Here is a 15,021-nt window from a genome sequence, read left to right as displayed (position 1 = left end):
TTTTGAAATAAGAATAAAAGTATTTATTTCAATCTTTAAAAATGGTATAGTATGACTGATTAGTAGGAATGTTTTACATCTGATGTCTGATCTCTTTAAAATGGTGGTGTTTTCGTTGACAATCAAAATAGACAATCGTCATTTATATCTTCAAGTGATCGATCGTCTAAAAAAGGACATTGAAAAAGGCATTTTCAAAGAAAAGGAAAAACTTCCTTCAGAATTTGAATTAGCTAAATCACTTGGAGTAAGTCGTGCAACATTAAGAGAAGCACTTCGCTTATTGGAAGAAGAAAATATAATTATCAGAAGACATGGTGTAGGAACCTTTGTGAATTCAAAACCTGTTTTTACTTCAGGAATAGAGCAACTCTCAAGCGTTTCATCCATGATCCGAAGTGTTGGTATGGAGCCGGGAACAATATATTTAAGTTCTATGCAAACGCTTCCTTCTGAAGATGATTTAAATCGCTTTCAATGTAGTGAAGGACAATCTATTATTTCTATGGAACGAGTACGTACAGCAAATGGTGAACCAGTTGTGTATTGTATTGATAAAGTTCCGGAAAAATATTTGCCAAATGATTTCCTCGTTAGAGAAGAAGGTTCAATATTTTCGGCATTAGAGGAATCTGGAGACATTCATGTTTCATATGCAGTCACTTTCATTGATCCAGTGGGATATCATGAAATTGCTTCTCCAACATTGAATTGCGATCCGGAAACTTCATTGCTGATATTAAAACAACTTCATTACGATGAAAATGATCGTGTAGTCTTGTACTCGAAAAATTATTTTCGAGCAGATAAGTTTAGCTTTCATGTTGTTCGAAAAAGGGTGTAAAATCTTTTAGTTCCTGCTAATAAGAAAAATAATGGGGGTTTTCAATTTGACGAAACGTAAATTTGGATTAGGACTGTCGCTTGTACTAGCTGCTGGTACTATCCTTGGAGCATGTGGTTCAAAAGATGAAGGAACAACTTCTACAAAAGATAATGAAGGTACATCTAAAGCAAAAAACTTCTCTATTGCTATGGTAACTGACGTTGGTGGGATTGATGATAAATCATTTAACCAATTAGCTTGGGAAGGTATTGAAAAGTTTGGTAAAGATAACGGTCTTAAAAAAGGTGATGGAGGGTATGATTACCTTCAATCAGCTGGAAATGCTGATTATACAACAAACTTAAATAGCTTAGCACGTCGTAACTTTGACATAGTATACGGTATTGGTTTCTTAATGGAACAACCAATTAGTACAATTGCAGGTCAAAAACCAGATAATCACTTTGCTCTAATCGACTCAGTTGTTGATGCTCCAAACGTAGCTTCAGTAATGTTTAAAGAGCAAGAAGGTTCATATTTAGCTGGAGTTGCAGCTGCTCTTATGTCTAAATCTAAAAAAATCGGTTTCGTTGGTGGAATGGAAATTCCGGTAATCGAACGATTTGAAGCAGGGTTCTTAGAAGGAGTAAAAGCGGTAGATCCAAGCATTAAAGTAGATGTTCAATACACTGGTAAGTTCGATGATGCTGCTCTTGGTAAAACAACTGCAAACCGTATGTATTCTTCAGGCGTAGACATTATTTTCCACGCTGCTGGTGGTACTGGTAACGGAGTATTTTCTGAAGCAAAAGAACGTAAAAAGAAAGATCCAAATGCAGATGTATGGGTAATCGGAGTTGACTCTGACCAATACGCAGAAGGTCAAATTGGAGATAAGAACGTAACACTTACTTCTATGCAAAAACGTGTAGATGTTGCGGTACAAGAAATTGCTAAACTTGGTATGGAAGGTAACTTCCCTGGTGGTAAAACAACTACTTATGGTATTGCTGAAGGCGGAGTAGGTCTTGCTGATTCACGTGGAGCTATTCCAGATGATATTTTAGCTAAAGTGAAAGAATACTCTGATAAAATAGCTGCTGGAGAAATTGTTGTACCTGAATCAGTAGCAAAATAAATTGTTTTTCTAACATCATAAAGGCCGAGTAATTCGGTCTTTATGATATTTTAATTAATAGAAGAAAGATTTTAAATATTTTAAAGTCTTATTTGGGTTGTATGCAAAATCTAATGTTGAAGGTAGACATGTTCAGTTTGTTGTAAAATAGCTTGACAATAATAGCAAACAAAAAGTATTTTTATAAACTGACTGGATTAAAAAATTTAAAGTCTTTCCTGTATTAATTTTGTACTAGTATAGTAGGGAGTGAATTCATTGGATTATGTAATAGAGATGCTTGGTATTCGAAAAGAGTTTGGATCGTTCGTTGCAAATGATAACATCACCCTTCAATTGAAAAAGGGCGAAATTCATGCTCTTTTAGGGGAAAATGGTGCTGGTAAGTCGACCCTCATGAACGTCCTCTTTGGACTATATCAACCTGAAGCTGGTGAGATAAAAGTTAATGGGAAATCTGTTAAGATAACGGACCCTAATATAGCAAATGACTTGGGAATTGGAATGGTTCATCAGCATTTTATGCTTGTTGAAAATTTTACTGTAACTGAAAATATCATTCTAGGAAATGAATTAACAAAAAGCGGAATGCTTAATGTTAAAGATGCTGCAAAGAAAATTCAAGCATTGTCCGAAATGTATGGTTTAGAAGTAGATCCATACGCAAAAATCGAAGATATATCTGTTGGCATGCAGCAACGTGTTGAAATCCTAAAGACTCTTTATCGTGGAGCAGAAATACTAATTTTTGATGAACCAACAGCTTCTCTTACACCTCAAGAAATAACAGAACTTATTCAAATAATGAAGCGACTGATTCAAGAAGGAAAATCGATTATTTTAATTACACATAAATTAAAAGAAATCATGGATGTATCAGATCGAGTGACAGTTATTCGTAAAGGTGTAGGTATTGGAACTGTTGTTACAGCGGAAACAAATCCAAATGATCTAGCTTCATTGATGGTTGGTAGACAAGTTGATTTTACTACTGTGAAAGATGAAGCTCATCCAACAGAAGATTCTTTAATAGTAAAAGACTTAGTCGTAACAGACTATCGTGGAGTAGAAAAAATTAAAGGATTGAATTTAACGGTACGTAAAGGTGAAATTTTGGGGATAGCAGGGATTGATGGGAACGGTCAATCGGAATTGATAGAAGCTATAACAGGTCTTCGTAAAGTAAAAAGTGGATTGATTTCCATCAATGGTAAAGATGTTACAAATAAGAAGCCACGTTTCATTACAGAGGCTGGGGTTGGTCATATTCCACAAGATCGACATAAACATGGGCTAGTACTTGATTTTTCAATTGGACATAATATTGCGTTACAAACATACTACCTCCCACCAATTTCAAAAAATGGAATTATTGATTACGGTAAAGTATCAGAACTTGCGCAAAAAGTGATAACTGATTTTGATGTGCGTACGCAAGGTGAAGACACACTTGCTCGTTCTTTATCAGGTGGAAATCAACAAAAAGCGATTATTGGACGAGAAATTCTTCGAAATCCAGAATTATTAATAGCAGCTCTTCCAACTCGTGGATTGGATGTAGGAGCAATTGAGTTTATTCATCAGAGTTTAATTGAACAGCGTGATAAAGGGAAAGCTGTACTTCTTCTTTCGTTTGAACTTGATGAGGTAATGAATGTTTCTGACCGTATTGCTGTTATTTATGATGGTCAAATTGTTGATACATTATTACCAAAGGAAACAACGGAACAAGAACTTGGGTTGTTAATGGCTGGTCAGAGAAGAAATGAAAAAGATGTTAATCAGGGGGAAAAACAGCATGTCGAATAGAGTAGTCAATATACTTGTCCCCGTTATATCCGTTATTTTAGGATTACTTGTAGGTGCCATCGTTATGTTAGTAAGTGGCTACGATCCAATCGAAGGATATGCTGCATTATGGAATGGAATTTTTGGTGATGCATATGCAATGGGTGAAACTATACGCCAGATAACCCCTTACTTATTATCCGGATTAGCAGTAGCATTTGCATTCCGTACAGGATTATTTAATATTGGGGTAGAAGGGCAGCTACTTGTCGGATGGTTTGCAGCTGCATATGTTGGAATTACTTTTGATCTTCCAATGTATATTCATTTGCCATTTGCGATTATCGCTGCCGCTTTAGCAGGTGCATTGTGGGCATTCATTCCAGGACTATTAAAAGCTAAATTACAAGTGCACGAAGTTATAGTGACAATTATGATGAACTATATCGCGCTTCACACAACGAATGCACTCATCCGTGTTGTCTCTCACGGTGGTGAAAATACAGGAAACATAAAACCAACTGCATCATTAAAATCCGCATTTTTTGAAAGTATAACGGATTATTCTAGATTACATTATGGAATTTTCATAGCAATAGCAATGGTTTTAGTTATGTGGTTTATATTAGAAAAAACAACCACTGGGTATGAATTGAAAGCGGTTGGATTTAACAAAAATGCTTCTCAATATGCTGGTATGAACGTTCAGAAAAATATTATTCTTTCTATGGTTATCTCAGGTGCATTTGCAGGACTAGCTGGAGCGATGGAAGCACTAGGTACATTCCAATATGCGAATGTTAATGGTGGATTCACCGGTATAGGATTTGATGGTATTGCAGTAGCTCTTTTAGGTGCAAATACACCACTTGGAATTGTATTCGGTGCAACTTTATTTGGAGCTCTAAAATTTGGATCTTTGAATATGCCAAATGCAGCTGGTATACCAGTTGAGATTGTATCGATTGTAATCGCAATCATAATTTTCTTCGTAGCTTGTGGTTACGTAATTCGCTATTTCCTTGACAAAATGAACAAGAAAAAGGAGGCGAAATAATATGAGCTTTTTAGATGTTCTATATTTCATCATTCCCTCTGCTATTTTTTATGCAGCTCCACTTATCTTTACGGCAATTGGAGGAGTTTTCTCAGAGCGATCAGGTGTTGTTAACATTGGACTAGAAGGTTTAATGGTAATGGGTGCATTTATCGGCATACTATTTAACTTGAAATTTGTTGACGTATTCGGAGTTTATACTCCATGGTTAGCACTTCTTGCAGCGATGGTTGCTTCTGCATTATTTTCTTTAATGCATGCAGTTGCAGCGATATCATTCCGTGCAGATCAAACCATATCTGGGGTTGCGATTAATATGCTTGGTGTAGCAGTCGCATTATTTTCTGTGAAAATGATTTTCGGTAAAGGGCAAACAGACTATATTCAGGAACGTTTCATACGATTTGATATTCCTTTTTTAAGTGACATTCCAGTAATTGGACCAATGTTTTTCAAAGATGTGTATTCTACATCTATATTAGCTATTGCTGTAGCAATTGGAGCTTGGTTCGTCATTTATAAAACTCCGTTCGGCTTACGCCTTCGTGCTGTAGGTGAGCACCCGATGGCTGCTGACACAATGGGTGTAAATGTAACAAAAATGCGTTATATTGCAGTTGTATTATCAGGAGCTCTTGCTGGTATCGGTGGTGCAGTATATTCTCAAGCCATCTCTGGAGAATTCAGTCATACTACTATAAATGGACAAGGGTTCATGGCACTTGCTGCAATGATATTTGGTAAGTGGCATCCACTTGGAGCCCTTGGAGCAGCTCTATTCTTTGGTTTTGCTCAAGCGTTAAGTATTGTTGGTGGGCAAATTCCTTTTATTGACCAAGTACCAAGCTACGTCTTGCATATCTTACCTTATGTATTAACAATTTTGGCGGTAGCAGGATTTATTGGTAAGGCAAATGCGCCAAAAGCTAGTGGAGTACCTTACATTAAAGGGAAAAGATAAATTGAAATGAGAATAGACGCCGTTTAGCTACCAAAAGCAAATGTGGTTGGGGTAGGTCTGCGAAGTTCGCCACATCATTTGGTAAAGCAGACATGACCTTCTTCGTGCGGACCAAGGAGTCAGTTCCTAAGCCTCCGCAGGAAATTGGCATTTAACCTCGAGTAGCTGGCGTCTGTAGCTGAATAGTAAGCTAATTTTCTGATTTTAGAATTAGGAACCAAATTTATTTGGTTCCTTTTTGTTTGTCATAGAATCGTTAGAACATGTATAGTGAAGAGAAGAAAGAGTTAAACTAGAAAGAAAAAGGGGGACACCAACATGTTTCAGCAGTTTGATCTTGCACATGGTGTTAAGCTTTATGTACGACCGACAGAACAATTTAAAACAATTAATATTTCATTTAAGTGGAAACAATCAATAACAGCACAAGACGCTTCCATTCGTGCAGTGCTTGCCAACATACTTCAATATAGCAATGAAGTATATCCATCGAATGCAGAATTTCGTAAACGATTAGATGATTTATATGGAGCGGTATTATATTTTGATACATCTAAAAAGGGAAACAATCATATTTTTTCCTTAAATGCAGAAATGGTGAATGATGCATATTTATTAAAAGAAAAAGTAGTAGATGAAGTTTTTTCATTACTTGCAACAGTGATTTTCAAACCTTTATTAGTGAACGGGAAATTTGTAGATTCGATTGTAAAACGCGAGAAGGAACAAGTGATTGAGAGAATTCAATCGATGTATGATGACAAAACAAGATATGCTCAACAACGTTTGCTCGAAAATATTCGTCCAGATCAACCTGCATCTATCTCTTCAAATGGGACAGTAGCTACAGTACAATCAATTACAAATGAACAATTGATCGACATGCATAAAAAATTATTAGATGATGATGAGCTTTCCATTTATATAGTTGGGGATATTGATGTTCAAGATATTAAAGAGAAAATGAAAAATCATTTCACATTTTCGGACAGAAAAGGGACAGTTCCAATTGAGAATCACATTGAGCAACAACAAATAATAAATGGTAAGAATTATTTACATGAAATTCAAGACATGAAACAAGGGAAATTACATATCGCCTATCATACACCAATTACTTTTTATTCGGAAGAATATCCTATTATGCAAATGACAAATGGCATATTAGGAGGATTTGCTCATTCAAAGATATTCATGAATGTCCGGGAAAAAGAAAGTATGGCTTACTATGCTTCAAGTAATTATTCTTCTTTGTATGGTCTAATTTTTGTGTTAGCAGGTATTGATTCAAATTTGCAAGAAAAAGCAGTTCAATTAATTGATGAACAGCTAAAAGCTATGCAAAAAGGTGATATCTCTGACTTAGAAATTAACCAAACAAAATCGATGTTAAAAAATCAATTAAAAGAAGCTTTAGATTCTGCAAGAGCGCAAATTGATATTTATGATCAATATAAAGAATTAAATGAAGATTTTACGGTCGAAGAATGGGTAGAAAAATGGTCCAATGTGACAAAGGAACAAATAAAACAGATGGCTTCTAAAATAGAGAAGGAGTTTGTCTATTTCCTATCTGGTAAGGATGGTGCAAGCAATGAATGAAACTTATTTTAATCAACTAGAAGAAACTTTATACCATGAAAAACTGCCAAATGGTTTAAATGTTTATATTTTACCCAAAAAAGGGTTCTCTAAAACTTTTGTAACTTTTACTACAAATTATGGTTCGATTGACCGGGAATTTATTCCTCTTGGAAAGGATGAACCAGTAATTGTTCCTGACGGAATAGCACATTTTTTAGAGCATAAAATGTTTGAAAAAGAAGAAGGGGATGTATTTCAAAAGTTTAGTGAGAACGGGGCATCAGCTAATGCATTTACTTCTTTTACTAGAACCGCCTATTTGTTCTCATCAACAGATCTTGTGCTAGAAAATACGAAAGTATTGCTTGATTTTGTGCAACAACCTTACTTTACTGAACAAACAGTTGAAAAAGAAAAAGGTATTATTGCACAGGAAATAACGATGTATGATGACCAACCAGATTGGCGTTTATACTTTGGTGCAATAGAGAACATGTATAAAGAACATCCAGTAAAAATAGACATCGCTGGAACTGTTGAATCGATACAACAAATTACAGCTGATCATTTATATGAATGCTATAATACTTTTTACCATCCTTCCAATATGATGGTATTTGTCGTAGGAGCAGTGAATCCGGAAGAAATGATGACTTTTATTAAAAAAGATCAATCATCGAAATCATTTGAACAACCACAGGAAATTAAACGATTTTTTCCAAATGAGCAAAGTTCTGTAGCTTTTTCAGAAAGAACATTACAGATGGATGTACAAAAACCAAAGGTAATTTTCGGGATAAAATCAAATAATACGAATATTTCTGGTAAAGAAATGTTAAATTATGAGCTTTCTATGCAAGTAGCAGTAGAACTCATTTTCGGAAGAACGTCTCTCTTCTATCAGGATGTTTATGAAAAGGGTTTAGTTGATGAATCATACTCTGCAGATTTTTCGATGGAACATGGTTATGGGTTTACTATGATTGGTTCTGATTCTATTGACACAAATGAGCTGGTAAAATCGATCAAACAAGCTATTCTAGACAATTCGAAAGAATGGAAGTTTTCGGACGAAGATTTAAAACGCATTACACGTAAGAAAATCGGATTTTTCTTACGTGCATTAAACTCTATTGAATATATTGCCAATCAATTTACACGTTACTCATTCAACAATATGAACTTATTTGATGTTGTTCCAACGCTGGAAAATATAACGATGGAACAAGTTAGAAATGCTTTTGAATCGATGCAAGACGAAGATGCACATACCGTATTTACAATTATTCCAAAAGAGAAAAAGAACAATGAATAAAAAGTTTGCATTAGTAGTAGGTGCATCAGGTGAAATCGGCCATGCAATTAGTTATAAACTTGCAGAAGCTGGTTGGTCTTTGTACTTACATTATGCAAGCAATGAAGAGCTTGTAAAACGTCTCTTAGAAAAGTTAGAAGCAACTTATCATGAGCAAGAATTTATACCCGTACAAGCCGATATGCGTGATGCGGAGTCAGTAGAAAAGTTATCATCTTCTATTTTTTCAATACAGTCAGTTGTTTTTGCTCAAGGGCATAGTTTGTATAAAGGACTAGAAGATACTACATTAAAAGAGATTCGCCATCTATTTCAAGTACATGTGGAGCATCCAATGTACTTAGTTGCTCAATTGACTCCTAAACTTCGCAAATGTGAAAATGCTTCAATTGTTTTTGTAGGTTCAATTTGGGGAGAAACAGGTGCTTCCTATGAAGTTGCTTATTCTGCTGCAAAAGGGGCTCAACATGCATTTGTAAAAGCTTTTGCAAAAGAAGTAGGTTCCCAAAAAATTACCGTTAATACAGTTGCTCCAGGGTTTATTGATACTAAAATGAATCATCATGTGGAACAAGAAGTTCGACAACTCCTATTGGAGGAAATACCAACAGGTGTATTTGGTTCTGCGGAAGATGTAGCGAATACAGTGTTATTTCTAGTTAGCGAGAAAGCAAATTATATAACCGGTCAAATTATTCGTGTAAATGGTGGATGGTATATTTAATATGATTAGGATGTTCTAGACTATAAGCTCGTACTAGACCATAGTCTGAATAACCAAATACGAAAATCAAAGAGCTTTATTGCAGCTTTTTTTTATCTTGACGACAAAGTATTTTATAAAACGCTTAAGAATAGAAATGAGGTTACTTCATCCAAATAAAAGAGAAGATAGTGGATAACTATTATTAGGAATTGTTTACAAGGCAGGGCACCCATGAAGACTCCTGTGGGAATAGCTTGAGCTGAAGACCCCTCAGGAACGCAGTGACGGAAGGAAGGCTAAGGGCGCCTCGTCCTGAGGCGACGCCTTCATGACCAACATCGTGTTGGCCTAGGAGGCTGAAGCCAAGCCCACGGAAAGCGAAGTGGTGGTCCCTGCCAATTTAATATACAACTCTATACATCCAAAATTGAGTTTGTCTACAGTCTGAAAAGAGCTTTATTGCAGCTCTTTTCTTTTTTTCTTTTATTCATCTAAGAAATCAGATATGATAGAACTTATAATGAGTGAATAACGTCATCTAAATAGAGAGGACAGATATAGTATGGCTAGTGAGTGGTTTTTTGAATACGAAATTCAGATAAATCGTCCCGGACTTCTCGGAGATATTGCTTCTTTACTTGGTATGCTTAGAGTAAACATTGTCACAATTAACGGTGTGGACGAAGGTCGTCGTGGAATGCTTATTAAAGCAGAAAAAAAAGAAAATATCGAGCGATTTGAGCATATTGCTTCTACGATGGAAACGATTCAATTAACTAAGTTTAGAGAACCGAAGCTTAGAGATCGCCTAGCTGTTAGACATGGTAGATATATTCAACGAGATGCCGATGATAAAAAGACATTTCGTTTTGTTCGTGATGAACTAGGTTTACTTGTAGATTTTATGGCGGAAATATTTAAACAAGAAGGTCATAAGTTAATTGGAATTAGAGGGATGCCGCGTGTAGGTAAAACCGAATCAGTTGTTGCTGCGAGCGTATGTGCAAATAAAAAATGGATATTTCTTTCTTCTACAATGATTAAGCAAACTATCAGAAGTCAACTTGCAGGGGACGAGTTTAGTGATCGCAATATTTTTATATTAGATGGTATTGTGACAAGAAATTCAAATGATGAAAAACATCAAATGTTAGTTAGAGAAATGATGCGTATGCCAACTATTAAAGTAGTAGAACACCCGGATATGTTTATCCAGCATTCCGAGTATTCAATTGATGATTTTGATTATATAATTGAACTTCGTCATAGCCCTGAGGAAGAATTTACGTATGAAATGATGGAGAAAAACCACGGAATGTCCGACAAGGGATTTGAAGGATTTGGTGGATTTAATTTTTAACAGGTAGGTGTTTTAATTGACAGAACTGGGATCTCGCTTAAAAGATGCGAGAAAAGCAAAAGGTTATAGTATTGATGATTTACAAGAAATTACAAAAATTCAAAAGAGATATTTGGCGGGAATAGAAGAAGGTAACTATGAAACGATGCCAGGATCTTTCTATGTGCGTGCATTTATAAAGCAATATGCAGAAGCAGTTGGTTTAAATGGGGACGAGCTATTAGAAATGTATAAAACTGAAATTCCTACTCCATCAAATGAAGAAGTTTCAAAAAATATTCCAGCAACTCCTACTAGAAGATCTTTAGGTGGTCGTTCTTCCAATAAATTAATGGAAGTTTTTCCAATGGTTGTTGTTGCCCTATTCATTATTGTTATTATCGTTATCTTGTGGATTCTTTTTCAGAAGACGCCAAAAAACGAAGTAGATCAAACTGAAGTAGATACTACTTTAACAATGGAAACAAAACCAAAGTCCGAAGAAAATAGTTCGGTTAAACCAAAAGAGGAAGAAAAGCCTACAGAAGAGCCTAAAGAAGAGGTCGTTCCACCAGTTGAAGAAACAAAACCAGAACAACAGCTAACAATTGTCGAAACGCAAGGAGAAACGACTACCTATGATTTAACGAATGCTGAAAAATACGATTTAAAAGTAGTTGCGGCTAATAAAACGTGGCTTAATATAAGAGATGAAAACAATAAAATACTAGTTGATCGAGCAGTTAATGCTGGTGAGACTTATGAGTTAGATGCAAGTGAATTTTCACGTATTCGTGTTCGAATGGGTCATACTCCAGGTAACATGGTGTATATTAATGATCAATTGGTTGAATTTCAACCAAATAGAACTACTCAAAATTTAGTAATACAGTTCAACAAATAGTCATCTATAAGATGGCTATTTTGTTTGAAAAATGAAAGGAGCTTACTATAGATGAAAATGAATGTTCCAAATCAAATTTCGATGTTTCGTATCTTTTTAATTCCCGTTTTTATGTTTTTTATGCTGATTGATTTTAACTGGGGAAATGTAAGTTTTCTTGGGGCAACTATACCTATGGGACATCTAATTGGAGCAATTGTTTTTATTATTGCTTCGATTACCGATTTTATTGATGGTTATTATGCGCGTAAATATAATTTAGTGACCAATATGGGGAAGTTTTTAGATCCTTTAGCAGATAAACTTCTTGTTTCAGCTGCACTTATCATTTTAGTTCAGTTTGGAATTGCACCTGCATGGGTAGTAATTTTAATTATTAGTCGTGAGTTTGCAGTAACAGGATTACGCTTGATTCTAGCAAATGAAGGAGAAGTAGTTGCAGCAAACATGTTAGGGAAAATTAAAATGTGGACACAAATTATTGCAATATCTTCCTTGTTATTAGGAAATGTTTTCTTTGAAATGTTCTCCATCCCTTTTGACATGATTATGTTGTATATTTGCCTTGTATTTACTTTATGGTCTGGTATCGATTACTTTTATTTAAACCGTAAAGTATTACTGGATTCTAAGTAGGAAGGAAGAATGAGTAGATGAAAGCAGAAATTATTGCCGTGGGTTCAGAATTGTTATTGGGGCAAATTTCCAATACAAATGCAAAATTTATATCATCTCAATTAGCTGAGCTAGGAATCGACGTGTATTATCATACAGTAGTAGGTGATAATTCCAATCGATTATTAGAAACCATTAAACTCGCAGAACAACGTGCAGATTTACTCATTTTCACAGGCGGTTTAGGACCAACAAAAGATGATTTAACAAAGGAAACGATTGCTACCCATTTGAATAAGAGATTAATAATGGATGATCATGCCTTGGTAGATATTGAAGAGTTTTTCAAAAGAATGAATCGCGTAATGACTGAAAATAATAAAAAGCAAGCGTTAATATTAGAAGGTTGCAATGTCCTTCCAAATAAGCATGGTATGGCTCCAGGAATGCTGTTATCTACAGATAAGCACTCATATATACTTTTACCTGGTCCACCAAAAGAAATGGAGCCAATGTTCCAATTTGAAGCAAAACCAATGCTTTCAAAATTGATAAATGAAGAAACAATTATATTATCACATGTTATTCGTTTTTATGGAATTGGAGAAGCGGAATTAGAAACAAAAGTCCAAGACCTTTTGGATAATCAAACGAATCCCACATTAGCACCACTTGCTTCAGATGGAGAAGTTACGTTGCGTCTTACTGCTAAAAGTGAGACTGAGTTGGATGCACGTGAAAAAATTGATACCCTTCAAGCTGAGATTTTTAAGCGGGTAGGAGAGTATGTTTATGGTTATAATGATGACTCTCTTGCTTCCAAGCTTCAGGAAATTTTAGTTGAAAACCAATTGACTATTTCTGCTGCTGAAAGTATGACTGCAGGATTATTTCAATCAGAACTTGCTTCAATCCCTGGCATGGGAGCAGTTTTAGTTGGAGGTATGATTACATATACCGAAGAGATTAAAGTGGAGCAACTTGGCGTTAAGCAACAAATTATTACTGAATCCGGTGTTGTTTCTAGCAAATGTGCAGAAGCCATGGCAATTCGTATTAAAGAAAAGTTTGGAACGAATATAGGTGTTGGTATTACTGGCGCAGCTGGGCCAGATGCGCATGGTGGACAGCCTGCAGGAACTGTTTGGATAGGTCTTGTTTTGAACCAAATGGCACCATTCTCCTACCAGCTAAATCTTACTGGAATGAGAAACACGAACAGATTGAGAGCAGTAAAGTTTGCCATTCACTATTTAATCAGGTTACTTCGTGAACACGGATTTACAACCATTTAACTTTTTTCAGTACTGGTACAAAGTGAACGGAAGAGTAGAAGTAATTATTTCGTTAAGCCAAAATAGAGTTTTCAACGAAAAAAACAGTTCAAAATTGATTTTTGGACTGTTTTTAGCTTCTAAAATGAAATTGATGGTAAAAATAACGAATAGACGTTCGCTTTTTTCTTGTATATTTCTCAATTACCTAGTATAGTAGAGATAGAAATAAAAATCAGACTTACTTTAAGGGAGGAAAAACAGTTGGCTAATGATCGTAAAGCAGCTTTAGAAATGGCTTTAAAACAAATAGAGAAACAATTTGGTAAAGGTTCTATTATGAAACTTGGTGAAAAAACAGATAGAGAGATATCGACTTCATCTAGTGGCTCCTTAGCACTTGATGCAGCTTTAGGAATAGGTGGATATCCACGTGGAAGAATTATTGAAACATATGGTCCAGAAAGTTCTGGTAAAACAACGGTTGCTCTTCACGCGATAGCAGAGGTACAAAAAAGTGGAGGGCAAGCAGCGTTTATTGATGCTGAGCATGCATTAGATCCAGTTTATGCACAAAAACTAGGAGTAAATATTGATGAATTACTGCTTTCTCAACCTGATACAGGTGAACAAGCACTTGAAATTGCTGAAGCATTAGTCCGCAGTGGTGCAGTAGAAATTTTAGTTATTGACTCAGTAGCTGCACTAGTACCTAAAGCGGAGATTGAGGGAGAAATGGGAGATTCTCATGTTGGCCTTCAAGCCCGTCTAATGTCGCAAGCATTACGTAAATTATCTGGTGCTATTAACAAGTCGAATACGATTGCAATTTTCATCAACCAAATTCGTGAAAAAGTTGGCGTAATGTTTGGAAACCCAGAAGTTACACCTGGTGGACGTGCACTAAAATTCTATAGTTCAGTGCGATTAGAAGTTAGACGTGCTGAAGCTATTAAACAAGGAACTGATATTGTAGGTAACAAAACGAAGATCAAAGTTGTAAAAAATAAAGTTGCACCTCCATTTAGAACTGCTGAAGTGGATATTATGTACGGTGAAGGAATCTCCCAAGAAGGAGAAATAATCGATCTTGGGTCTGAGTTGGATATTGTACAAAAGAGTGGATCATGGTATGCATACAATGAAGAGCGCTTAGGACAAGGTAGAGAAAATGCGAAACAATTCCTAAAAGAAAATCCTGCTATTAAAAATGAAATTGCTCTTAAAATTCGCGAGTCACTTGGTATGGCTGGAAGTTCATACACAATTGCTGGACACGAACCTGAAGAAGAAGATGAAGAATTTGAATTATTATTATCTGAAGAATAAAATATTGAAAAGTCTCTCAATTATTGGGAGACTTTTTTTTTATATTCCTTCCGTTTCCTTGACAGAGTATTTCTACATCTATACAATTAAAATTGTATAATTTCTTGAATAAAAGATGAAAAGGCAATACATATATGCCATGTGTATATATGTGCCGACTATAACTTAAAAAGTATAGCAATAGG

13 protein-coding genes are annotated in these 15,021 nt (G+C 35.5%); all 13 read left to right on the top strand.

Annotated features, from left to right (window positions below; all coding sequences use genetic code 11):
* Positions 1 to 115: 115 nt before the first annotated feature.
* The 13 genes from ACFVR1_RS09520 (at position 116) to recA (ending at position 14,836) form a co-directional block, all read left to right on the top strand.
* On the top strand, positions 116 to 844 hold the full coding sequence (locus tag ACFVR1_RS09520; RefSeq protein WP_387583438.1) for a GntR family transcriptional regulator: 729 nt from the start codon (positions 116 to 118) through the stop codon (positions 842 to 844).
* A 46-nt stretch (positions 845 to 890) separates the two neighbouring features.
* Positions 891 to 1,964, top strand: a complete 1,074-nt coding sequence (locus tag ACFVR1_RS09515; protein ID WP_387583435.1) for a BMP family lipoprotein — start codon at positions 891 to 893, stop codon at positions 1,962 to 1,964.
* A gap of 258 nt (positions 1,965 to 2,222) precedes the next feature.
* Positions 2,223 to 3,773, top strand: coding sequence for an ABC transporter ATP-binding protein (locus ACFVR1_RS09510; protein ID WP_387583432.1), 1,551 nt, complete (start codon positions 2,223 to 2,225; stop codon positions 3,771 to 3,773).
* The gene (locus ACFVR1_RS09505) at positions 3,763 to 4,809 is read left to right on the top strand and encodes an ABC transporter permease (protein ID WP_387583429.1); all 1,047 of its coding nucleotides are present in this window, start codon (positions 3,763 to 3,765) and stop codon (positions 4,807 to 4,809) included. Before ACFVR1_RS09510 ends, ACFVR1_RS09505 begins: the two co-directional genes overlap by 11 nt.
* Position 4,810: 1 nt before the next feature.
* Entirely contained in the window at positions 4,811 to 5,770 is a 960-nt protein-coding gene (locus tag ACFVR1_RS09500) for an ABC transporter permease (RefSeq protein WP_387583427.1), read from the top strand.
* Between the two features lie 318 nt (positions 5,771 to 6,088).
* Positions 6,089 to 7,372, top strand: a complete 1,284-nt coding sequence (gene yfmF / locus ACFVR1_RS09495) for an EF-P 5-aminopentanol modification-associated protein YfmF (protein WP_387583424.1) — start codon at positions 6,089 to 6,091, stop codon at positions 7,370 to 7,372.
* Positions 7,365 to 8,669, top strand: a complete 1,305-nt coding sequence (yfmH, locus tag ACFVR1_RS09490) for an EF-P 5-aminopentanol modification-associated protein YfmH (protein WP_387583421.1) — start codon at positions 7,365 to 7,367, stop codon at positions 8,667 to 8,669. Before yfmF ends, yfmH begins: the two co-directional genes overlap by 8 nt.
* On the top strand, positions 8,662 to 9,393 hold the full coding sequence (gene ymfI, locus ACFVR1_RS09485; protein WP_387583419.1) for an elongation factor P 5-aminopentanone reductase: 732 nt from the start codon (positions 8,662 to 8,664) through the stop codon (positions 9,391 to 9,393). Before yfmH ends, ymfI begins: the two co-directional genes overlap by 8 nt.
* Before the next feature lie 544 nt (positions 9,394 to 9,937).
* Entirely contained in the window at positions 9,938 to 10,735 is a 798-nt protein-coding gene (locus ACFVR1_RS09480) for a DUF3388 domain-containing protein (protein ID WP_387583416.1), read from the top strand.
* A gap of 16 nt (positions 10,736 to 10,751) precedes the next feature.
* Positions 10,752 to 11,618 carry a helix-turn-helix domain-containing protein gene (locus tag ACFVR1_RS09475; protein ID WP_387583413.1) on the top strand — a complete coding sequence of 289 codons (867 nt, stop codon included), beginning with the start codon at positions 10,752 to 10,754 and terminating at the stop codon, positions 11,616 to 11,618.
* A gap of 57 nt (positions 11,619 to 11,675) precedes the next feature.
* Entirely contained in the window at positions 11,676 to 12,254 is a 579-nt protein-coding gene (gene pgsA, locus ACFVR1_RS09470) for a CDP-diacylglycerol--glycerol-3-phosphate 3-phosphatidyltransferase (RefSeq protein ID WP_387583911.1), read from the top strand.
* 17 nt (positions 12,255 to 12,271) lie between these two features.
* On the top strand, positions 12,272 to 13,528 hold the full coding sequence (locus tag ACFVR1_RS09465) for a competence/damage-inducible protein A (protein ID WP_387583410.1): 1,257 nt from the start codon (positions 12,272 to 12,274) through the stop codon (positions 13,526 to 13,528).
* Between the two features lie 243 nt (positions 13,529 to 13,771).
* Positions 13,772 to 14,836, top strand: coding sequence for a recombinase RecA (gene recA, locus ACFVR1_RS09460; protein WP_387583407.1), 1,065 nt, complete (start codon positions 13,772 to 13,774; stop codon positions 14,834 to 14,836).
* Positions 14,837 to 15,021: the final 185 nt, after the last annotated feature.

Source organism: Psychrobacillus sp. NPDC058041, assembly GCF_042885655.1.
Lineage (GTDB): Bacteria > Bacillota > Bacilli > Bacillales_A > Planococcaceae > Psychrobacillus.
This window is presented reverse-complemented; position numbering and strand designations above follow the sequence as displayed.

Excerpts from the sequence above, each read along its gene's own strand:
- pgsA (WP_387583911.1), top strand. The coding sequence starts at position 11,676 with ATGAATGTTCCAAATCAAATTTCGATGTTTCGTATCTTTTTAATTCCC.
- ACFVR1_RS09505 (WP_387583429.1), top strand. The coding sequence starts at position 3,763 with ATGTCGAATAGAGTAGTCAATATACTTGTCCCCGTTATATCCGTTATT.
- ymfI (WP_387583419.1), top strand. The coding sequence starts at position 8,662 with ATGAATAAAAAGTTTGCATTAGTAGTAGGTGCATCAGGTGAAATCGGC.
- ACFVR1_RS09480 (WP_387583416.1), top strand. The coding sequence starts at position 9,938 with ATGGCTAGTGAGTGGTTTTTTGAATACGAAATTCAGATAAATCGTCCC.
- ACFVR1_RS09465 (WP_387583410.1), top strand. The coding sequence starts at position 12,272 with ATGAAAGCAGAAATTATTGCCGTGGGTTCAGAATTGTTATTGGGGCAA.
- yfmH (WP_387583421.1), top strand. The coding sequence starts at position 7,365 with ATGAATGAAACTTATTTTAATCAACTAGAAGAAACTTTATACCATGAA.
- ACFVR1_RS09500 (WP_387583427.1), top strand. The coding sequence starts at position 4,811 with ATGAGCTTTTTAGATGTTCTATATTTCATCATTCCCTCTGCTATTTTT.
- yfmF (WP_387583424.1), top strand. The coding sequence starts at position 6,089 with ATGTTTCAGCAGTTTGATCTTGCACATGGTGTTAAGCTTTATGTACGA.